Genomic DNA, 20,183 nt, shown 5'->3' on the forward strand with positions numbered 1-20,183 from the left:
GGGTGGCTCAAATTGCCTCTTGACCTGCATACGGGCGCGCGGATAACTTCTCTCTCGCGAACCGCATGGTCGATTATTCGATGCAGAAAGGATTAGTTACGCCAGCGGTGCCGTGCATTCCGCAATTCTGTTGTAGCGCGCGCCTGGGAGGGCACTGAGATGCGATCCGACGAGACCAAGCCGACCAGGACGATATGGCGCCGGCGTCCTCGCACACTGCTGATCGCCATGGCCGCGGCACTGGGCGCCACCCTGATCGCGGCCCCTCCCGCACACGCCGACCCCACCTTCAAAATACCGACCACCGGGCCGTCCGGAGAGCTGGGTCTCCTCTTCCTCGGGTCGGACGACAGCCGCGGAGTCGACGGTGCGGTGCAGTTCACCGTCTACGAGAACGGGAACTGGGAGGTCAGCGGAGGCGCCTACAACAGCAATATCGCCGGTCGGTGGTACCGCTGGAAGTGCGACCTCGATTTCCACGCCGACCTGGAGTATCCGTTCGAGATAGGGCTGCAGACCGGCAGGGAGTGGGTTCCGGGGAGGAAGCACCGCAGCACCAGCTCCAGCGGTTACAACGCCACAATCGACCAGCTCTTCGAGGATTACTGGAACCAAGCGACGGCCGACTGCGACATCGTCATCGGCTGACCACCCGCACAACACACGGCCCCTGCGGAACCGCCGACCCGGTAGTACACGGCCCCCCATGGCCGCCGTCACCCGGCCAGGCGACGGACCCGGCCGCACTTCATTTCTCGCGACGTCCCAAGCCCTTGGCCCGGCAGGGCCAAGGGCTCGGTTCGTTCCTCCCCCGCCCGTGACCACCCGGGCCCGTACCGCCCGGTGTCCACAACCGGACTCCGCGGCCGGTGCTCCGGGGCCGCGCCGAACCGCTTCCCCACCTGCGATGAAAGCGCTCGGTTACTAACTCCGGCAATTGCGGCTCATCACCATAAACCGCCGGACTATTACGATCTTTCATGGTCTCGCGTTACCATTCCACGACCTGCTCGTCCGAGGCTGGAAATCCAGGCGACGACAAGGTCTGACATGAGTGGTCATGAGTGTTTTGGAACGGTTCCAGAGGGGCCGCCCGCGCCGTTTTCCGTCGCGGTGATCGGGGACGTTCGGGTCGAAGTGCGGGCGCGGCTGCGCGAGCAGGCATTCGAGGACACGCATGTGGACCACCTGGAGTTCACCCCCATCGATGCCGTCCTGGCGGGTACCGCGATCAATTTCGCGAAGCAGGCCGTGCGCTGATTCGGCACCGTGCACGTCATCTCCCGGATCGGCCGGGACCACTACACCGACGACATCGTCCGCCACCTGTCCCGGCTGGTGACGAGCTGCCACCTGCCGACCTCGGCCGGCGCCGCCAACGGCAGGACCATCGTCCTCCGGGACCGGAACGCGCGCAGGATCATCGCCGCGGACGGCAGCACGCCCATCCGGGACTTGTCCGTGACCGACATCGAGGAGGCGCGCGGCACGATCGCGGGCAGCGACGCCGTCTTCGCCGACGGCTACCTGCTGCTCGCGGAGCCGTCGCGCACGGCGGTCACGGCCGCCATGAAGATCGCGAACGAGCACGGAACGGTCTTCTGGCTCGATCTCGTCCCCCACGACATGGACCGATACCTCGACCTGGACACGATCGAACCCCTGCTCAGGCGGGCGGACATCATCGTGAGCCAGGCGCGGACCATGGCCGCGCTTCTCGGCCTCCCCGACCGGTACCCGTACCGGGAGAGCGGCTTCCCCGACCTGCTCGCCGCGCTGGCGAAGCTGTCCGGGACATGCACCTGGTACCTCCGCCACGGCGACCACGACATCTCGAAGGTGCTGGTCAGCCGGGCTGGACGGCGGATACGCGCCTACGGCACCGGATTCGTCGAAGAGAAGTCGATGGCCGGTTTCGGTGACCGCGTGACCGCGGCCGAGATGCACGACCACATGCGACGGCAGCGCGCCGGCGCCGACTGAAAGGAAGACATGCCTTCTCACAGGGCCGGAGCCATAGGAGCCGTAGAGGACCGTGGCCTCCATCACGAGTACGACCGCGTCATGCCGACCGTCGGGGTCGGTGCGATGGTGCTGCGGAACAACAGGGTGATGCTGGGAGAGCGGAAAGGCTCCCACGGCGCGGGCAGCTATGCCTGGTGCGGCGGCGGGCTGGAGTTCGGGGAAAGCCTGGAAGAGGCCGTGGCACGCGAACTCGAACAGGAATCCGGGCTCGTGCTCACCCGCGCGGAACTGTTCTGCGTCAGCAACATCCGCGAGTACGACCGGCACTACATCGACTTCGAGTTCCTCGTCGAGGCCACCGGCGAGCCCGTGAACAGGGAACCGCACAAGTCCGGGCCCTGGCAGTGGTATCCGCTCGACCGGCTGCCGAACAAGCTGTTCCGGCCGGTCGAGATCGCGCTCCGCAGCCACCGGCGGCGCCGGCCCGGCCAGGTCGTCTACAACGAGTAGGCGCGGGCCCCTCGACAGAAAGCACGGTGACGCGGCCGACCCCCGAGGGAACCATGCACTCCAGGCTCACCCCCAGCAGCTGGATCTACCTCCTCGTCCACGCGCTCGTGTTCTTCGTCGGCGTGTCGCTCATGGCCATCGACCACCCGGTCGCCCTCGCCGTCGCGACGTCGCTGATGGCCACCGGACTCGCCGGATGGGTCGTCTTCTTCTGGGTGCGCCAGAACGAGGTCACCGCGCGCAGCCTGCAGAACCTCGCCAAGCTCGGGATCGTGGACGGCTTCCACTACCGCTCCGTCCCGATCCGCAACGAGTACGAGCCGCGCTTCCTGGGGGCGCGCCGCGAGATATCGATCATGGGTTTCGGGTTGCGGGCGCTGCGCGAGGACTTCGGTTCGCAGTTCGCGAGCTGGGCGGGTTCCGCGAAGGTCCGGATACTCCTCATCGACCCCGACGCGCCCGGCTCCGGCTGCTCGTACGCGGACCAGCGCGACGCCGAGGAGGGCAACCACACCGGCAGCATCAGGAGCGACGTCGAGGCCATGCTCCGCTTCACCGAGCGGCTGCGGCGGGAGCAGCCGGAGAACTTCCAGATCAGGCTCTACACGTGCATACCGAGCATCAACGTCTGCGTGATCGACGACGAGGCGTTCTGGGGCCCGTTCCTGTCGAAGCGGCAGAGCCGCAACACGATGACCCTGCTGTGCCGCCGCGGCGGCCACATGTACGCGGCCCTCGCCGAACACTTCGAGGCCGTGTGGAGCGATCCCGCGTTGTCGCACCCACCGGAGGACTAGCGCCATGCGCCGCGCGCTCACCGCGTACCCGCGGCTCCACCTGGGGCTCCTCGACACCGCCGGGATCAGTCGGCGTGTCTATGGAGGGGCCGGCTTCGCCCTGGACGGGCCGGCCATGATCATGCATGCCGAGCCCGCGCGGCGGCACGGCGTCGCGGGCGGCTGCCTCGGCGCCGCCGAGGCGCGGCGCCTCACCGGGCTCTTGGAGAAGGCCGGGCTGCCGGCCACGTCCCTCACCGTCGAGCGGCTGCCGCCCCGGCACATCGGCCTGGGCACCGGAACGATGCTGTGCCTCGGCGCCGTCGCGGCCACCGCCGCCTGCCACGGGCTCCGGCTCACACCCGAGCGCATGTCGCTGCTGAGCGGGCGCGGCGGGACGTCCGGCATCGGCTGGCACGCCTTCTGGCGCGGCGGTTTCCTCGTCGACTGCGGGCAGCCCAACACCGGGCAGGCCATGCGGCCGAGCAGTGCCGGGGCGCCGCGCGAGAGCCCGCCGCTGTCCGTGGCGCTGCCGATCCCCGAGCACTGGGCGTTCGCGCTCCTGCTGCCCGCGTCGGGGACGACCGTCTCCGGGGCGCGCGAACGCGACTTCTTCGCCGAGCACACGCCCACCCCCGGACGGGAGTGCCTCTCCGCGTTCTCCGCCCTCTACCACTCCATCGTCCCGGCGGTGGCGAACGCCGACCTGCCGCTCCTGTGCGAGGGCTTGGCGGAGTTCCAGTCGCTCGGGTTGAAGAAGGCGGAGATCTCCTGCCAGTCCTCCTCGGTCCGGGTCCTTCTCGAAACACTGCTCGGCGCGGGACTGCCCACCGGGATGAGCAGCTTAGCCTCGGTCCGGTGGTGTTCGCCGTTCACGAGAGCGGTGACGCGGCGGCGCGCGGCGCGATCCTCGACGCCGCCGCACGCTGCGGCGCCCGGATCGTCGCCTGGTCGCGTGCCAGGGACTTCGGGCACCGGGTGGACGGGGGGACGGTGACCGTTGCGCCGGGTCGTCCGATGCCCGCCGGGGCCGTGACCCCGGCGGGGTGGGAACCGGGGTCACGGGTCGGCGGCCGGGCGGGCTGACGTCGGGCCCGCCCGGCCGTCGGAAGGTCAGGCCGCGGCGAAGTCGTACGCCGCGGTGACGGTGGCGGAGCCCGGGCACAGCCAGCCGCTGGTCTTGTTGACCTTCTGGTTGGCGAACGTGGCGGTGACCGGGAGGTCGCTGCCGCTGAAGCTGCCGGTCAGGTTTCCGCCGTAGGTGCAGCCGATGGCGCTCATCGAGAAGCCGTTGAGCTTCGCGACGCCGTTGCTGAGGCTGCCGGTCCACGGCAGGTTGTTGGGCGTGACCGTGACACCGCAGCCGCTGACCGAGGCGGAGGTGATGGTGAGGTTGCCGTTGGCGTCGATGGTGCCGCTGAGCGTCGAGCCGGTGCACTCGGCGGGGATGCCGGCGTTGATGACCATCGTGCCGTTGAGCGTGGCGGTGAAGTTACCCGCCGTCCAGGCCATGGCGGGGGTGGCGGTCACGGCGAGGGTGAGAGCGGCCGCAGCGGTGGTCGATGCGATCGCGGCCAGCTTCTTCGTGGTGCGGGACAAGGCAGTCCTCATTTCGAACGGTGGGCGTCGCGCCTGCACCCGAAGGAACGGGGTGGGAGCCCTCGGCCCATGCGCCACCGCGCCCGTGGCCACTGGGACGGCGGGGCGGCATGTTTCGAGGACGGGAGCCGGAGCCGCCGTGTCCGCATCGACACGGGCTCCAACGAATAGAACGCGTTCTATTAAGAAGGTAAGCAAACGTGACGGCCCGGTCAATACCCAGACACGGCCTCAAAGATTTCCGTCTGAGAACTGGCCATAAATCGGGATACAAGACGTCCAAAACGCGATGTCCCAAGCTGGGAGAGCCCGCCGAGGACGGTCACCCTCTTCGCGCCTTGCGGACCGGACCGAAACCCCGCGCCACCAGCACGGGAACCACGCGGATGAGAACTTGTTACAGCCTGAACAGCACGGTTCGATCGGTCATTGAAATTTCACAACGGCACTGATGGATCTGAATCGGAACCGCGGCGATCCGTCCCCGGAAACCGCTGGCCTGGCATTTCACGCAACCGGGGGTGTTCTCCGCCGTCCGGGGCGGGCGGCCGGGCGGCCATTGTCACGGGACGCGTTCGCGTTCATCGTGGCGGCACCCCCCAGCGCCCGTGGGCCATCCGAGGCACCCCGCAAGGTGGCCGCCGGGCGCGCGGCATGAATGCAGGTGCCCGTATGAACAGTGCACGGAGACTGTGCTCCCTCCTCACCATCCCGTCGGCACTCGCCCTGGTCCTCACCTTCGCCCCCGCGGCGGCGGCCGCCCCGGCCCCGGACGCCGCCGCGCAGTACGTGGTGACCGGTCCCGCAACCGCCCAGCAGCGCACCGAGGTCGCGCGGACCGGGGCGGCGATCGACGACGTCCGGACGGGCGAGCTCTCGGTCACCGCCGTCCCCGCGGAGGTGCGGGCGATCCGGAGGCTCGGCCACGCGGTGCGGGAGGCGCCCGCGGCGGCCCCGGCCCCGGTCGAGACCAAGGCGGCGACGTCGTACCACACCTACGCCGAGATGCGGCAGAACGTCGACTCCGTCGTGGCCGCCTACCCGCAGATCGCGCGGCAGTTCGTCGTGGGCAGGTCGTACCAGGGCCGCGACATCGTCGCCGTGAAGATCAGCGACAACGTGGCCGTGGACGAGAACGAGCCCGAGGTGCTCATCATCGCCAACATCCACGCGCGCGAGCGGCTCACCGCCGAGCAGGCGCTCGACTACATCGGGCAGCTGACCAGCGGATACGCGAGCAACAGCCGGATCAGGAACCTGGTGAACGGGCGCGAGATCTACGTCATGCCCATGGTCAACCCGGACGGCCAGGTCTACGACATGACCAGCGACACCTCCGCCGGCCGGATGTGGCGCAAGAACCGCCAGCCGAACTCCACCTCGACGGGCACCGACCTGAACCGCAACTTCGCCTACCGGTGGGGCTGCTGCGGCGGCTCGTCCGGCAGCGGCTCCAGCCAGACCTACCGCGGCACCCGCGCCGAGTCGGCCCCCGAGACCAAGGTGATCGCCGACTTCGTGCGCAGCCGGGTCGTGGGCGGCCAGCAGCAGCTCAAGATGTTCCTGGACATCCACTCCGAGGCGGAACTGGTCCTCTGGCCGTTCGGCTACACCTACAACAACACCGTCCCGGGGACGATGACCTCCGACGACGAGGCGGCCCACCGCACGATCGGCCGGGAGCTGGCCTCGACGAACGGGTTCACCCCGGAGCAGTCCAGCGACCTGTACATCACCGACGGCACGACCATCGACTGGACGTGGGGCCAGTACCGCATCTTCTCGTACACGTTCGAGCTGGGCGGGGGCAGCTTCTACCCGCCGCCGTCCGCCATCGACCGGGAGGTCCAGCGCAGCCGCGAGGCCCTGCTGCGGCTGACGGACTACGCCGACTGCCCCTACCGCTCGATCGGCAAGCAGGCCCAGTACTGCGCCGCCTGACCTGACCGGGCCGGCGGGCGGCCACCGCCCGCCGGTCCGTTGTCCGAGCGCGGCTCCGGCCGACGTCAGCGCGCACCGCCCACCGGCGGTGCGCGCTGACGTGTGAAGGAAACTTGACATCCGTGATGAAGGAACCTATCATTTGAGTTGCAAGTTTCTTCTGTAGCGAGTCGGTATCCCGGGCCGGCCCGGTCCGGGACATCTTCGGAGGTGAGGCATCATGCTGCTGACGTCGATCGACCCGTTCGTGCAGGAGTTCGAGCGCCAGTTCGACCGCGCGTTCCGCCAGGTCGCCGGGAACGGGACCGGCGCGGGCATGCCGATGGACGGCATCCGGCGCGCCGACGACGTGGTCCTGCGGTTCGACCTGCCCGGGGTGGACCCCGAGTCCGTCGAGATCACCGTCGACCGCGGCGTCCTGTCGGTCACCGCGCACCGCGCGGAGGAGAGCGGCGAGGACGAGCGCCCCTTCATCCGCGAGCGGACCATGGGCACCTTCACCCGCCGCGTCTACCTGGCCGAGCACCTCGACGCGGACGCGATCGAGGCCGCCTACGACAACGGCGTCCTGGCCGTCCGCATCCCGGTGCTGGAGAAGGCCAGGCCCCGCAAGGTCGCCGTCCAGGCGGGCCGCGGCCGCAAGGCGCTCAAGAGCTGACCGGTGCACCGGCGGCGGATCACCGCGGCCCGGGTCCCGCGTTCCACCGGGACCCGGGCCGCGGTCCCGTTCCGTGCAGGCAGAGGAAGGGAGAGCGCGTGAAGCTGCCCATGGACGACGAGCACGCGGCCCTGTTCACCGTCGGCCAGGTCGCCGACATGCTCGACGTGCAGCAGGCGTTCCTGCGCCGCATCGACCAGCAGCAGGTCGTCTCACCGCGGCGCTCGGCCGGCGGGCAGCGCCGCTACAGCCGGCACGAGATCGGCCGTATCCAGCAGGTCGTCACGATGATGGACGAGGGCATGACGCTGCCCGCGATCCGCCGCATCATCGAGCTCCAGCACGAACTCGCCGAGGTGACCCGCGAGCGCGACGAGCTCGCCCGCCGCCTGGACGCCCTGCGCTCCCGTCCCGGAGACCCGGCCTGACCGGCCGGACCGGCCGGACCGTGGGAGCCGAGCGCACACCGCGTTCATACCGAGCCCAGGGAGTGGCCAAGCCCGCGACGGCCTGCGCCCGGCCGGAACGAATTTCGCCGGACCTTTTACCTCGCGGGTGCGGGGCGCGTACCGGCGGCCACGACACGGACGCGAATTTTAATCAACCGAAACGTTCGCGCAGCGCCGGCAGGAGGTCGGCCTCCGCCCACGTGCGGAAGTCCTTCTGGTTCTCGGCCCCGGACTGGCAGATCGCAAGGTGGGTGAAGCCCGCGTCGGCGAACTTCTGCACGGCCGCCACGTAGTCGTCCACGTTGTCGCCGCACGGGACGGCCTCCGCGACGTCCTCGGGACGGACGGTCTGCGCCGCGGCCTCGAAGTTCACCGGGCCCGGAAGCTCGGCCATCACCTTCCACGACGGGACCGAGAACCGCCAGATCCGGTGCGCGCGTTCCCTGCACTCGTCGAGGTCGGGCCCGTAGGAGACCGGGAGCTGCCCGTAGACGGGCCTGCCCGCACCGCCCTCCTCATGGAACAGGTCCACGACCTCCTTGATGGGCTGGTCGGAGATGAGCAGATCGGCGTGTCGCGCGGCCACGCCCCCGGCACGCCGGCCGTACCCGGCGATCCCGATCGGGACGGGCCGGTCCGGCAGGTCGTAGAGCTTCGCGGAGTCGACGGTGAAGTGCCGGCCCCGGTAGTTCACGTAGCCGCCGCCGAACAGCTCCCGGATGATCTCGACGGCCTCCGCGAACATCTCGTGCCGCACGTCCGCCGACGGCCAGCCGCGCCCGACGACGTGCTCGTTGAGGTTCTCCCCCGCGCCCAGCCCGAGCGTGAACCGCCCGTCCGACAGGACGCCCATCGTGGCGGCCTTCTGCGCCACCACGGCCGGGTGGTACCGCATGATCGGGCAGGTCACCTGGGTCATCAGCGGAATGTGGCTGGTCGCCTGGGCCAGCGCGCCCAGCACCGACCAGACGTAGGCGGAGTGGCCCTGGTCCTCCAGCCACGGGAAATAGTGGTCGGAGATGGCCGCGTAGTCGAAACCCGCCTCCTCCGCCTCCACCAGATCGGCGACGAGTTGCTTGGGCGGCGTCTGCTCGCAGAGCAGTGTGTATCCGAATTCCATGGGGGCCGCATACCCGTCCACAGCCGCCGAACCGTCGCCCTTCGGCGACCCCCCTTCTCGCCCATGGCACCGGCGGATAAGGCGGCCCGGTCGCGCGCGTTCGCCGCGCGGCCGCTGAACGGCACGGAGAAATCACTGGTCAGGGCACGCTTGGCTACTCTTGGTGAGGTCTGATATACGTAGAGCAACCCGCCTCTGACCGGGGGCGGGCAAAGGACATCCGGTATCCACCTTGAGAGCCGGGCGTGACAAGGAAGAAAAGGAACCACATGAAGTCCTACACCTACACCGAGCTGGCCCAGCTGACCGGCGAGGTCCTGCCGGAGCGCGCCGTCCTGTCCACCCTTCTCGCCGGCGGCGGCCACGGCGGCGGCGGTGGCGTCATCGTCGCGCCGCAGTGCCAGGGCGTCGTGGCGGTCAACCAGGGCCTCCTGGGCGCGATCGCCCCGTCCAACAGCTCGTCGATGCAGTGCGTCGGCACCACCGTCGCCGCGGGCTGACGAACGAAGAGTCACAACCGCGGGTTCACGCCCGCAACGGAAGGGCTGGTGTTCTCCCGCCAGCCCTTCCTCCATGCCCGGGAAGTGGCGACCGCAACGCGGATCCCATGTCACGCACTCCGCGGCCCCGGCCACCGGTGGAAGCCGCGACACCCCACCCGAGAGCCCCTGTTTGGCTACTTTCAGTGAGCTCTGATATACGTAGAGCTACCTGCTTCTGCACGGAGGCGGGCAAAGGGACATCCGGTATCCACCTTGAGAGCCGGGCGTGACAAGGAAGAAAAGGAACCACATGAAGTCCTACACCTACACCGAGCTGGCCCAGCTGACCGGCGAGGTCCTGCCGGAGCGCGCCGTCCTGTCCACCCTGCTCGCCGGTGGCGGCGGCGACAACGGCGGCGTCATCGTGGCGCCGCAGTGCCAGGGCGTCGTGAACGTCAACCAGGGCCTCGCGGGCGCCATCGCCGCGTCCAACAGCTCGTCGATGACGTGCGCCGGCACCACGGTCGCCGCGGGCTGACGAACGAAGAGTCACAACCGCGGGTTCACGCCCGCAACGGAAGGGCTGGTGCTCGATCGCCAGCCCTTCCGCCCTCTTTTCCGGACGACCTGAAAGCGAACCGATGGGCCAGACGAACCCTCAGAAGCTCACCTACGCGGACCTCGACCGGCTCTCAGGGGAGGTCCTGCCCGGCCGGCTGCTGCTGTCGGCCGCCGGTCCCGGCCCCGGAGGCGGCGGCGGAGGCGGCACCGACGTCGTGTACGCCTGCCAGTACACGCACTCGGCGGGGACGTCCGGCCTGCTCGGCACCGGGCTGCTCGCCCAGCCGGCCACGACCACGCTGACCTGCTTCCCGGTCTCCATCTACCACCGGCCATGAGCACCTCCGCCGACCAGGCCGTCGACGAGGCCGGTGCCCCGAAGGCCCTCACCTTCCCGACGCTCGCCGAGGGCGCGGAGCTCGTCGGGGAGTTCAAGAACTCCGGGTACCGGGAGCCGCCCCAGCTCGTGTGCCTGCCCAACCGCCAGCTCGTCCGGCTGCCGCCGCTGCTGTTCCTCGTCGCGAAGGCACTGCACGAGCACCGCGACCTCGCCGGGACGCGGGACGTCCCCGCCGCGCTGGAGACGGTCGCCGCGGCCGTCAGCGAGCAGGCCGGCGCCCGGCTCACCGCCGAGCAGATCGTCTACCTCGTCGACCGCAAGCTCGCGCCGCTCGGCGTCACCGGCTACACCGACGGCACCGCGCCGCCCCTGGTGAAGGCGAACCCCTTCCTCGGGCTGAAGTTCAAGGTCGCGGTGTGCCCGGAGCGGGTCACCTGGTTCATCGCCGGGCTGTTCAGCTGGCTGTTCCGGCCGGTCATCGTCGCCGTCGCGGTCGCCGCCATCATCGGCTGCGAGGTCTGGCTGCTCACCAGCCAGTCCATCGCGGACGCGCTGCAGCAGACGCTGCTCGTCCCGGTGAGCATCCTGCTGATCATGGCGCTGGGCGTGCTGTCGTGCGTGTTCCACGAGTTCGGGCACGCCGCCGCCTGCCGGTACGGGGGCGTCCGCCCGGGGGTGATGGGCTGCGGCATCTACCTCGTGTGGCCCGCCTTCTACACCGACATCACCGAGTCGTACCGGCTCGGCCGCGGCGGGCGGCTGCGCGCCGACCTCGCCGGCGTGTACTTCAACGGGATCTTCATCCTCGGGCTCACCGGGCTGTACCTGTGGACGGGCTTCGAGCCGCTGCTCGTCGCCGTGCTGTTCGTCAACTTCGAGATGATCCAGCAGCTGCTGCCGACGCTCCGGTTCGACGGCTACTACATCATGTCGGACCTGATCGGCATCCCCGACCTGTTCAAGTACATCGGGCCGATCCTGCGCCGGAAGCTGCTGCGCCGCCCGGCCGACCCGAGGCTCAAGGAGCTCAAGCGCTGGCCGCAGATCTTCGTCACGGTCTGGGTGCTGACGGTGGTCCCGCTGCTGGTGCTCCAGCTCGGCCTCATCACGACGCAGATCCCGAAGCTGGTCGCCCAGGACTGGATGATGATCCGCGGCCTGGCCACCGCCGCGTCGAACGGGGCGAGCCCGCTCGAACTGATCACGTCCGGGCTGCAGATCGTCCTGCTGATCCTGCCGCTGCTGGGCGTGGTGCTCATCCTCTACATGGCGGCCCGCTGGCTGGTGCGGCAGGCCGTCCGGTACGTCAACGGCCCCGCGCCCGACCCGATGCCGAACTCCTGAGATCCACGCCCGGCTCACGCCGATGCGCCGGGCGCCCCGCGCGAGGGGCGCCCGGCGCATCGGCGTCCCGGCTGCCGGTAATGCATTTTATAAGCTTTATCAAAGAAGCTTCGCGAGCGCGGGCCCCGGGAACCTACTCCGAGTAAGTAGCGAAATATCCCCATCCCGCCTTACCGGAGCACGATCATCACCGGGCCCATCCCGCCCGAAGGCGGCCGGAATCGAGGACGATTCCGGATCCGCACATCAGCCGCACGACGGCACCCCCCTTTTCAAAGGCCGGCCCACCCTGCCCGGCCTTTCCTGAAAGGCTCCGCATTGCCGCACCGCCGCACCATCGCCGCCTGCACGGCGGCCCTCGCACTGCTCGCCCCGCTCGTCCCCGCCCCGGCCGTGGACGGTTCCACCGCACGGGCGGCCACCGCCCCCGAGGTCGTCTCCGAGACGGCCGTCGCGTCCCGCACCGTGGACCTGACCATCGACTCCCCCGCCATGGGCCGCACCGAGAACGTCCGGCTCCTCCTCCCGCCGGGCTGGACGCGCGACACCGACCGGACCTGGCCGACGCTCTGGCTCCTGCACGGCGGAGTCGACGGCTACACCGCCTGGACGCGTGACACCGACGTCGCCGAACTCACCGCCCGAACCGGCGTCATCGTCGTCATGCCGAACGGCGGACGCTGCGGCAACTACTCCGACTGGTGGAACTACGGGAACGGCGGAACCCCGCAATGGGAGACGTTCCACATGACCGAACTCCGCCGCATTCTCGAACGCGACTACAACGCCGGGCAGAAACGGGTGATCGCCGGGAATTCCATGGGCGGTCTCGGCGCCATGCTGTACGCGGCGCGCTTCCCCGGCATGTTCGAGGCCGCCGCGGCGTTCAGCGGATACCTCGACACGCTCCTCGACCACGAACCGGGCAAGAACTCGACCGGCTGGGGTCCGGCGCTCGCGTGCCCCGGCACCGACTGGCGCCGCGTGTGGGGGCACCCCGACGACCAGGCCGCGGTCTGGCACGCGCACAACCCCGCCGACCTCGCCGAGCGGCTGCGCGGCGTCCGGCTGTGGGTGGCCAGCGGCAACGGCAAGGCCGGCCCGCTCGGCGGGTTCCCGTTCACCGACCCGGTCGAGGCGGCGACCTACGACCACGCACGGTCGTTCACGAAGCGGCTGCGTGACCTCGGCATCCCCGTGACCACACACTTCTTCGACGGCCAGCACGACTGGCCGTACTGGGAGCGTGAGCTGCACAGGGCCTATCCGGCGCTGCTGGACGCCCTCGGCGTCGCCGCGGGCCGCTGACCCCGGAGGCGGCCGTGCCCGCGGGGATCAGGTCTGGCGCAGCGCGTTCAGCGCGTCCTCGGTGGTGCCCACGGGCCCGTGCCACTCCGCGAGCAGGACGGTGGCGTCGTCGTCGAGGTGGCCGGCGTGGTGGTCGAGGATGTTGTGGATGAGCCGCCGCAGCGTCTCGGGCACGGGCAGCCCGTCCTGCTCGCGGCGGATGATGAAGTCGGTGAAGCGGTGGAGGCCGAACTCGCGCCCCTGCGGGTCGCGGGCCTCCACGATCCCGTCGGTGTAGAGCAGGACGCGGTCGCCGGGTTCGAGCTGCTCGCTGCACAGCTCGGGGGCGATGCCGAGGCCGGTGCCGAGCGGGGCCCCGGGCCGGCAGTCCAGGGTGGCCACCCACCGTCCGCCGCGGATCAGGGCCGGTTCCGGATGCCCGTACGAGGCCCAGGTCAGGATGCCCGAACGCAGGTCCAGCTCGGCGAGCACGGCCGTCACGAACCGTCCCGAGTCGTCGTCGCCGGCGAGCTCCTCCTCGATCGCCCGGCCCGTCTCCAGGATGCCGGCCCCGCGGAGCCTGCTGCTGCGCCACGCCCCGATCGCGAGCGCGGACGCCAGCCCGGCGACGGTGTCGTGGCCCATCGCGTCGAAGACGCCGAGGTGGACGGTGTCGCCCGCCAGCGCGTAGTCGAAGGTGTCGCCGCCCAGCTGGTAGGCGGGCTCCAGGGCCGCGCCGATCACCACCTGGTCGTTGGCGAAGGTCATCGGCGGCAGCAGCCGCCACTGGATCTCCGCCGAGACCGTCATGGGCCGCGTCCGCACCAGCCGCGAGTAGGAGTCGCTGTAGGGGCCCTTGCTGACGATGAGCAGGGCCACGAGGCCGGCCAGGTACTCGGCGTCCTCCAGGGCCTTCTCGCCGTTCCGGTCGACGGTGACGCGCAGGACGCCGACCCGCTCGGCCCCGTCGAGGATCGGCAGCCACCACTGGCTGCTCCCGTCGTCGGACACCTGGCCCTGCACGGGCCGCATGGTCTGGAACACGCGGCCGGGGAGCGTGCCCTCGATCTTGAACTCGGCGACCTCGCCGCCCGGGTCCTGCCCGGCGTCGCGGCCGCGCCCGGTCAGCAGGCGCAGCACCGTCTGCTGCACGTCCGCGACGTAGATCACCACGTCGGTCAGGCCGGAGTCGGCGGCGTGCCGGGCGACCGCGCCCGGCAGCTGCTCCATGGACATCAGGTGGCTGGCCGCCACCAGCTCTCTCAGCATCGGGTCGCCGTCCTAGGCCGTCCGTCCGTTCGTGCGCACTGATCCGCCCATCCGTTACCCGGCTGAGCGCTTCCCATGTGGCCGCCGGTCGGAGTCGGGCCACACGTAGGGCAGATCGTCCGGCGTGCCGGGGAAGAGGGCGCCGTAGAAGCCGGGGTCCTTGCGGACGAGCGCCGACCGGTGGCTCAGGTGGAACTCGGCGTCGCCCAGCCAGGGCGGCAACTCACCGGCGCGGGCGAGGACCTCCTGGTCCCAGGGCCGCCGCACGCCGGTGGCCCCTTCGAGGTCGGTCAGCAGCGTCGCGGCGCACGTGTCGCCGTGGCCGAGGTCGCACCAGTGCCGGCATATCTCCAGGCCGTAGCGGACGAGGGCCTCCTCGTAGCCCGTCCACATCAGCGCCGCCGGGTGGTGCCGCCAGCCGTACCCGGGCACCGTCAGGGCGCGCAGCACCTGGATCGCCTCGACCCGCTGCTTGCCGAGCCGGCGCCGGTCGAGGACGCGGGCGGTGTCCGCGAAGTCCGCGTACGGCAGGAATGTCTGCACGCCCGTCCCCTACCCGGGACCGGGCGGGTGAGGGTCGAGAGAACGCAAAGCCGGGCGGCTCGCGCGGGCCGGGTGATATGGACCACACCACGGGCGGCAGGCGGCCGTGTCCCGGACCGTTCAAAGGCACAGGTCACGGGCCCGGCTTATCGGTCGCCGCCAAAGCACCCCGGAAAGGCGGGGCCGTGAATGGCGCGGGGGACTGTGCTAAACCCATCTGGGATCGGCCGAGGCGGAAGGATCTTCATGGACGCGGCGGAGGCTTTCGCGGAGGTCGTCGACACCGGCCGCCATCCGCTGACCGACCCCGGCGGCCCCGGCTGGAACGCCGCCGTTTCCCGCACCCGGGAGGCCCTGGCCGAAACCGGATGCTGCGTGCTTCCCGACTTCATCCGGCCCGCGCTGCAGGACGCGCTGAGCGCGGAATGCGCGACGATCGCGCCGCGCGCCCATTACGACGTCGAAACGGTGAACGCCTACAACATCGACGTGGGCACCCCGCTGCCGGAGGACCACCCGGGGCGGATCACGATCGAGCGGGGCAACGCGTTCGTCGCCCGCGACCACATCCCCGCGGACTTCATCGTCCACCGGCTGTATTCCAACGAGCTCTTCCAGCGGTTCGTCGCGGCCTGCTTCGGGCTGCCGCGGGTGTACGAACTCGCCGATCCGCTGTCGGGGCTGTGCCTCAACGTCGTGAAGCCCGGGATGGAGCACCCCTGGCACTTCGACACCAACGAGTTCACCGTCAGCCTGCTGACCCGGGAGCCGGAGGAGGGCGGCGTCTTCGAGTACTGCCCGAACATCCGGTCGGCGAAGGCGGAGAACTTCGGGGACGTGCGCCGCGTGCTCACCGGCGGCGGCGCCGACCTGATCCGCCGGCTGGCGCTGCGCCCCGGCGACCTGCAGCTCTTCAAGGGGCGGTACTCGCTGCACAGGGTGAGCACCGTCGGCGGGAGCACCGCCAGGCACACGGCGATCCTCGCCTACAGCGAGCGCCCGGGGGTCATCGGCAGCGTCGCGCGCACGAAGCAGCTCTTCGGCCGCGTCCTGCCCGCACATCTGGCGGCGGAGGGGCGCGCCGTCCGGGTGGACCGGCTGCTGGACTAGGAGACCGCGTGCGCGTTGACACGACCGGAAAGATCTCGCTCGACCACATCTACACCTCGCCCGACCCGCGCGCCTATTTCGGCACGCTCCGGAAACTCGACTACAACATTCCAGAACTGGCGAAACCGCATTTCCGCCGGATCATCGCGGAATACCGGCGGGCGCTCGGCGTGCCGCGCCCGACCGTTCTCGACATCGGCTGCTCCTACGGCATCAACGCGGCCCTGGTGAAATACGGCCGCACAATGGCCGAGCTGTACGATCGCTACGGCGGTCGCGACGCCCAACGGCACACCCGCGCGACGCTGCTGGCCCGCGACCGGGAGCTGATCCGTTCCCATGAACCCGCCGACGACCTGCGTTTCCTCGGCCTCGACGCCTCCGCGGAGGCCCTTTCCTACGCGCTGGAGGCCGGATTCCTGGACGGCGCCGTCCACGCCGATCTGGAAAGCGGCGAGCCGACCGAGGAGCAGCGCGCGCAGCTCGCGGGGACCGACCTGGTCATCTCCACCGGCTGCCTCGGATACGTCACCGAGCGCACCATCTCCCGCGTCGTCGAGGCGCAGGACGGCCGCCTGCCGTGGATGGCGCACTTCGTCCTGCGGATGTTCCCGTTCGACCCGATCGCCGAGACCCTCGCCGCGGCGGGGTACGAGACCGTCCGGCACGACGGGCTGTTCCGGCAGCGGCGGTTCGCGACCCCGGAGGAGCGGACGCTCGTCCTGGACCGCCTCGAAGCCGCCGGCGCCGACCCGGCCGGGCTGGAGGCCGGCGGCTGGTTCTACGCGCAGCTCTACATCTCCAAGCCCTGCACCTGAGCACTGACGACACGAGGACCGAAGTGAACGCCAGCGAAGAGATCTCGACCCGCACCTTCGGCAACGAGGAGCACCTGCCCCGGGTGCCGCTGCCGACGCTCGACGCGACGTGCGGGAAGTTCATGGAGTGGTGCGGGCCGCTGCTGACCGCGGAGGAGCGGGCGCGGACCGAGGCGGCGCTGGCGGAGTTCGCCCGCCCGGACGGCCCCGGCCGCGCGCTGCACGCCGCGCTCGAACGCTACGACGCGGCGGAGGGCGTGCACAGCTGGCTCGACACCTTCTGGCCCTACCGCTACCTGGGCCGCCGCGACCGCATCGCGCTGAACGCCAACTTCTTCTTCCTGTTCAAGGAGTCGACCGAAGGGCAGGCGGAGCGGGCCGCCGGGCTCATCGCGGGCGCGCTCGACTACAAGCTGCGGCTGGACGCCGAGGAGGTCCCGCCGGCGGTGCAGCGCGGACGTCCGCTGACGATGGAGCAGCACAAGTTCCTGTTCTCCACCACCCGCATCCCCGGCGCCGAGCAGGACACCGTCCGCGCCCCGTACACCGCGGAGTGGCCGGGGCCGTCGGCCGCCCGGCACATCGTGGTGTTCTTCCGCGGCAACATGATCCGGATGGACGTCCTCGGCCCGGACGGCCGCCCGCACGCCCTGGACGAGCTGGCGGCCGGCCTGGAGACGATCATGAAGGCCGAGGCGGCGCCGGAGCCGTCCGCCGGGCACCTCACCACCAAGGCCCGCGCCGAGTGGGCCGCGAGCCGCGCGGCGCTCATCGCCCTCGACCCCCGCAACGCGGCGGCGCTGGACGAGGTGGAGACGGCGCTGTTCTGCGTCTGCCTGGAGAACTTCGTCCCCCGCAACACCCTCGACGCCTGCGACCACCTGCTCCACGGCGACAGCGGCAACCGCTGGTTCGACAAGGCGGTGTCCTTCGTCGTCTTCGGCGACGGCACGGCCGGCATCAACGTCGAGCACTGCGGCCTGGACGGCACGACGATCCTCGCCTTCGTCGACGCGCTGCTGGAGGCGCCGGCCGAGCTGATCTCGCGGCGGTCGGGCGCCGTGTCGCAGGGGCTCCCGGCGATCGAGCCGATCGAGTTCGTCCTCGACGACGCCCTGCGCGCCGACATCGAGGAGGCCGCGGCCGCCTTCGCCGCCTACGGCGCGGCGACCGCCACGGCCGCGGTGTCGTTCGAGGACTTCGGCTCCGCCCACATCAAGCCGCTGAAGATGTCGCCGGACGCGTTCGTCCAGATGGCGTACCAGCTCGCGCACCGCCGCGCGAAGGGGGTCACCGGCGCCACCTACGAGTCGATCGCGACCCGCCAGTACCGGCACGGCCGCACCGAGGCGATGCGCGTCGTCACCCCGGAGGTCCTGCGGTTCGTGGACCTCATGGAGGACCCGGACGCCGGCGCCGAGGCCCGCCGGGACGCGTTCCGCGCCGCCGCCGAGGCGCACGTCCGGCGCGCCAAGGAGTGCCAGAGCGGCCAGGCCCCCGAGCAGCACCTCTGGGAGCTGCAGCTGATCCAGCGGCGGCGCGGCGCCGAGCTGGGCGTCACCGAGCCGCTCGCCCTGTTCGAGTCGCCCGGCTGGGTGGTGATGCGGGACGACTACCTGAGCACCAGCTCGGCGCCGTCGGTCAACATCCAGTACTTCGGCTTCGGGTCGACGAGCGAGCAGTGCATCGGCGTCGCCTACGTGCTGCTCCCGGACCGCTTCAACATCTACCTCAGCACGCCGCAGCCGGTGGCGGACGCCATGCACGTCTTCGCCGACCGCCTCCGCGAGGCGGTCACCGAACTGCGCGAGCTGCTGGCCTGACCTCCGGCACGCCGCGGATCATCGCTCGTTGACGGTCTTGTCGCCCAGGACCAGGTCTCCCCGGACCTGCACTTCACCGGCGAACACGGTGGAAGCCCGAGGTGCCTCCTGGGCGGGCGAGGGCTGCGCCGGGGAACGGCGCGGGCGGGCGGTGGTCCCGGCCAGGTGCATCCAGGCCGAGGTGGTCGTCTCCTTCACCCGGACGGTCACGTGCTCGAAGGAGCCGGGGTCGATGGGGCCGTCCAGGTGGGCCACGAAGGCTTCGTAGACGAACGGCGAGACGATGAACCCCAGGTCGGCGCCCGTCTCGGCCAGGGCCGACTTCAGGGCCGGGGCCTCCATGAGGCGGGCCGCCCGGATGATGACCTGGCCGTTCAGCCCCTCGGCGTCGGGGGTGACGGGGCCGACGTCCAGGGCGACGCGGAGCTGGACGCGGACGGCGGGCCGCGCGATGTCGTTGTGGCGGCGCAATGCGGCGCCCAGGCGGCCGGCGAGCGGGTCGACCAGGGACGCGGTCGGGACGGCGGGCGAGACGATGACCAGCGCGCCGTCCCCGCGGTCCTCGCGGTAGGTGTCCGCCAGCCGGATGCCGGAGTCCTCCAGCGCGTCCAGCAGGACCCGGTAGGTGACCTCGCGGACGGCCCGGCGGTCCCCGTCCGTGCGGGACGGGTCGCCGAAACCGGCCACGTCGCAGAAGAGAACGGAGCAGTTCAGCCCCGACCAGGCCGGGACGGCGCGGGGCGGCGCGGGATCCAAGGGTGCGTCCACGATCCGAGTGAACGCCCCGGAACGACCCGTGTCCATGTCATCCGCCACAGAGTCATGCGGCACTCACCGGTAAAGGGTCAGCTTGAGTCGGCACCCGCGGCGCGGAGGGCGCCGATGACGGCGGTCAGCTGGGTGATCAGCCCGGCGACGCTCGTCTGGTCGGCGCCGTTGACGGTGACCGTGCGCAGCTCGTCCGGCTTCGGCAGCCGCGCCATGATCTCCGGCAGCGAGGCGATGAGCCGCGTCTGCACCGCCGCGGGCGTCCGGTCGTTCTCGATCGCGGCACGGGCGCCCTCGCGCTCCAGGTCCAGCAGCGCCTGCTCGTGCGCGGACCGCGCCCGGGACTCCGCCAGCGCCAGCTCGCCCTCCGCGCGCAGCCGGGCCAGCTCGTGGTCGAGCCCGATGCGCAGCCGCCCCGTCTCGGCCTCCTCCGCGTGCCGCTCGCGCTCCATCCGCAGGTTGTGCCGCGTCGTCTCGGTCTCCAGCTCGGCGACCTCGCGGGCGTCGTCGTGCTCGCGCCTGGTCCGGCGCAGCTGCTCGGCCGCCTCGGTGTCGAACAGCTGCGACTCGTTGCGGGCGCGCAGCTCGGCCAGCTCGCGCTCGTGCTCCAGCCGCTGCGTCTCCTTGATCCGCGCGGCGGCCATCTCGCGCTGCGTGACCGCCTCCTGGGCCTCCAGCTCCGCCAGCCGGGCGATCTGCCCCTGCTCGGCCCGGTACGGCTTCTGCAGGTTCTCCCACAGCCGGGACGAGCTGACCACGGCCTCCTTGATCTGGACGGTGACGATCCGCAGCCCGAGCCCCTCGTCGCCCTGCCCGTCCC

General features: G+C 70.8%; 22 protein-coding genes and 1 pseudogene. 17 read left to right on the forward strand and 6 right to left on the reverse strand.

The annotated features are described in order from the left end of the window. The first annotated feature begins 228 nt into the window (after nt 1-228). From E1200_RS16785 to E1200_RS16810, 6 genes are all read left to right on the forward strand, one after another. Complete coding sequence (locus tag E1200_RS16785; protein ID WP_131952966.1) at nt 229-648, forward strand: hypothetical protein; 420 nt, start codon at nt 229-231, stop codon at nt 646-648. A gap of 402 nt (nt 649-1,050) precedes the next feature. Beyond that, nucleotides 1,051-1,260, forward strand: a complete 210-nt coding sequence (locus E1200_RS16790; protein WP_131952967.1) for a hypothetical protein — start codon at nt 1,051-1,053, stop codon at nt 1,258-1,260. 9 nt (nt 1,261-1,269) lie between these two features. Further along, nucleotides 1,270-1,983: a carbohydrate kinase family protein gene (locus E1200_RS16795; RefSeq protein ID WP_131952968.1), complete on the forward strand. Its 714-nt coding sequence runs from the start codon at nt 1,270-1,272 to the stop codon at nt 1,981-1,983. 81 nt (nt 1,984-2,064) lie between these two features. Further along, nucleotides 2,065-2,475, forward strand: a complete 411-nt coding sequence (locus E1200_RS16800) for an NUDIX domain-containing protein (RefSeq protein WP_131952969.1) — start codon at nt 2,065-2,067, stop codon at nt 2,473-2,475. A gap of 53 nt (nt 2,476-2,528) precedes the next feature. Continuing rightward, complete coding sequence (locus E1200_RS16805; RefSeq protein WP_131952970.1) at nt 2,529-3,272, forward strand: hypothetical protein; 744 nt, start codon at nt 2,529-2,531, stop codon at nt 3,270-3,272. A gap of 4 nt (nt 3,273-3,276) precedes the next feature. After that, nucleotides 3,277-4,248 (forward strand): beta-ribofuranosylaminobenzene 5'-phosphate synthase family protein, encoded by a 972-nt coding sequence (locus tag E1200_RS16810; RefSeq protein WP_131952971.1) that lies wholly within the window; start codon nt 3,277-3,279, stop codon nt 4,246-4,248. Between the two features lie 116 nt (nt 4,249-4,364). Here the strand turns inward: E1200_RS16810 and E1200_RS16815 are convergent, their stop codons facing one another. Next, entirely contained in the window at nt 4,365-4,850 is a 486-nt protein-coding gene (locus E1200_RS16815; protein ID WP_131952972.1) for a hypothetical protein, read from the reverse strand. Nucleotides 4,851-5,522: 672 nt separating this feature from the next. Between E1200_RS16815 and E1200_RS16820 the strand changes: the two genes are divergently transcribed. From E1200_RS16820 to E1200_RS16830, 3 genes are all read left to right on the forward strand, one after another. After that, entirely contained in the window at nt 5,523-6,791 is a 1,269-nt protein-coding gene (locus E1200_RS16820) for a M14 family metallopeptidase (protein ID WP_131952973.1), read from the forward strand. Nucleotides 6,792-7,011: 220 nt separating this feature from the next. After that, complete coding sequence (locus E1200_RS16825; protein ID WP_131952974.1) at nt 7,012-7,449, forward strand: Hsp20/alpha crystallin family protein; 438 nt, start codon at nt 7,012-7,014, stop codon at nt 7,447-7,449. 98 nt (nt 7,450-7,547) lie between these two features. Further along, nucleotides 7,548-7,877 carry a MerR family transcriptional regulator gene (locus E1200_RS16830; protein ID WP_131952975.1) on the forward strand — a complete coding sequence of 110 codons (330 nt, stop codon included), beginning with the start codon at nt 7,548-7,550 and terminating at the stop codon, nt 7,875-7,877. Nucleotides 7,878-8,049: 172 nt separating this feature from the next. On the opposite strand, the gene E1200_RS16835 is transcribed toward E1200_RS16830, so the two are convergent. Then, the gene (locus tag E1200_RS16835; RefSeq protein ID WP_131952976.1) at nt 8,050-9,018 is read right to left on the reverse strand and encodes a TIGR03557 family F420-dependent LLM class oxidoreductase; all 969 of its coding nucleotides are present in this window, start codon (nt 9,016-9,018) and stop codon (nt 8,050-8,052) included. Nucleotides 9,019-9,287: 269 nt separating this feature from the next. Between E1200_RS16835 and E1200_RS16840 the strand changes: the two genes are divergently transcribed. The 5 genes from E1200_RS16840 to E1200_RS16860 all read left to right on the forward strand — a co-directional run bounded on the left by E1200_RS16840 (nt 9,288) and on the right by E1200_RS16860 (nt 13,053). Next, nucleotides 9,288-9,518, forward strand: coding sequence for a hypothetical protein (locus E1200_RS16840; protein WP_131952977.1), 231 nt, complete (start codon nt 9,288-9,290; stop codon nt 9,516-9,518). Between the two features lie 292 nt (nt 9,519-9,810). Next, the gene (locus tag E1200_RS16845; protein ID WP_131952978.1) at nt 9,811-10,038 is read left to right on the forward strand and encodes a hypothetical protein; all 228 of its coding nucleotides are present in this window, start codon (nt 9,811-9,813) and stop codon (nt 10,036-10,038) included. Between the two features lie 103 nt (nt 10,039-10,141). Continuing rightward, nucleotides 10,142-10,399, forward strand: a complete 258-nt coding sequence (locus tag E1200_RS16850; protein WP_131952979.1) for a hypothetical protein — start codon at nt 10,142-10,144, stop codon at nt 10,397-10,399. Then, on the forward strand, nt 10,396-11,745 hold the full coding sequence (locus E1200_RS16855; RefSeq protein WP_131952980.1) for a hypothetical protein: 1,350 nt from the start codon (nt 10,396-10,398) through the stop codon (nt 11,743-11,745). The genes E1200_RS16850 and E1200_RS16855 overlap by 4 nt, the downstream gene beginning before the upstream one ends. 318 nt (nt 11,746-12,063) lie before the next feature. Continuing rightward, entirely contained in the window at nt 12,064-13,053 is a 990-nt protein-coding gene (locus tag E1200_RS16860; protein ID WP_131952981.1) for an alpha/beta hydrolase family protein, read from the forward strand. A gap of 27 nt (nt 13,054-13,080) precedes the next feature. Here E1200_RS16860 and E1200_RS16865 read toward each other — a convergent pair whose 3' ends face one another. Together E1200_RS16865 and E1200_RS16870 are read right to left on the reverse strand one after the other, a co-directional pair. Beyond that, complete coding sequence (locus E1200_RS16865) at nt 13,081-14,301, reverse strand: PP2C family protein-serine/threonine phosphatase (protein WP_131952982.1); 1,221 nt, start codon at nt 14,299-14,301, stop codon at nt 13,081-13,083. A gap of 54 nt (nt 14,302-14,355) precedes the next feature. Continuing rightward, nucleotides 14,356-14,844, reverse strand: a complete 489-nt coding sequence (locus E1200_RS16870) for an MSMEG_6728 family protein (RefSeq protein ID WP_131952983.1) — start codon at nt 14,842-14,844, stop codon at nt 14,356-14,358. A gap of 246 nt (nt 14,845-15,090) precedes the next feature. Between E1200_RS16870 and E1200_RS16875 the strand changes: the two genes are divergently transcribed. Genes E1200_RS16875 through E1200_RS16885 form a run of 3 tightly spaced genes read left to right on the forward strand, consistent with a single transcriptional unit; the run spans nt 15,091 to nt 18,595 of the window. Further along, a complete protein-coding gene (locus E1200_RS16875) occupies nt 15,091-15,954 on the forward strand; it encodes an arpA protein (protein ID WP_131952984.1) in 864 nt (287 codons plus the stop codon). A gap of 8 nt (nt 15,955-15,962) precedes the next feature. Further along, the gene (locus E1200_RS16880) at nt 15,963-16,772 is read left to right on the forward strand and encodes a class I SAM-dependent methyltransferase (protein ID WP_131952985.1); all 810 of its coding nucleotides are present in this window, start codon (nt 15,963-15,965) and stop codon (nt 16,770-16,772) included. 23 nt (nt 16,773-16,795) lie between these two features. Further along, complete coding sequence (locus E1200_RS16885) at nt 16,796-18,595, forward strand: choline/carnitine O-acyltransferase (protein WP_131952986.1); 1,800 nt, start codon at nt 16,796-16,798, stop codon at nt 18,593-18,595. A gap of 18 nt (nt 18,596-18,613) precedes the next feature. Here E1200_RS16885 and E1200_RS16890 read toward each other — a convergent pair whose 3' ends face one another. Beyond that, on the reverse strand, nt 18,614-19,363 hold the full coding sequence (locus E1200_RS16890; protein WP_131952987.1) for a hypothetical protein: 750 nt from the start codon (nt 19,361-19,363) through the stop codon (nt 18,614-18,616). Nucleotides 19,364-19,440: 77 nt separating this feature from the next. Next, a pseudogene (locus E1200_RS33750) lies at nt 19,441-20,183 on the reverse strand (hypothetical protein); the annotation flags it as partial.

It is taken from the genome of Actinomadura sp. GC306 (assembly GCF_004348665.1).
Taxonomy (GTDB): Bacteria; Actinomycetota; Actinomycetes; order Streptosporangiales; family Streptosporangiaceae; genus Spirillospora.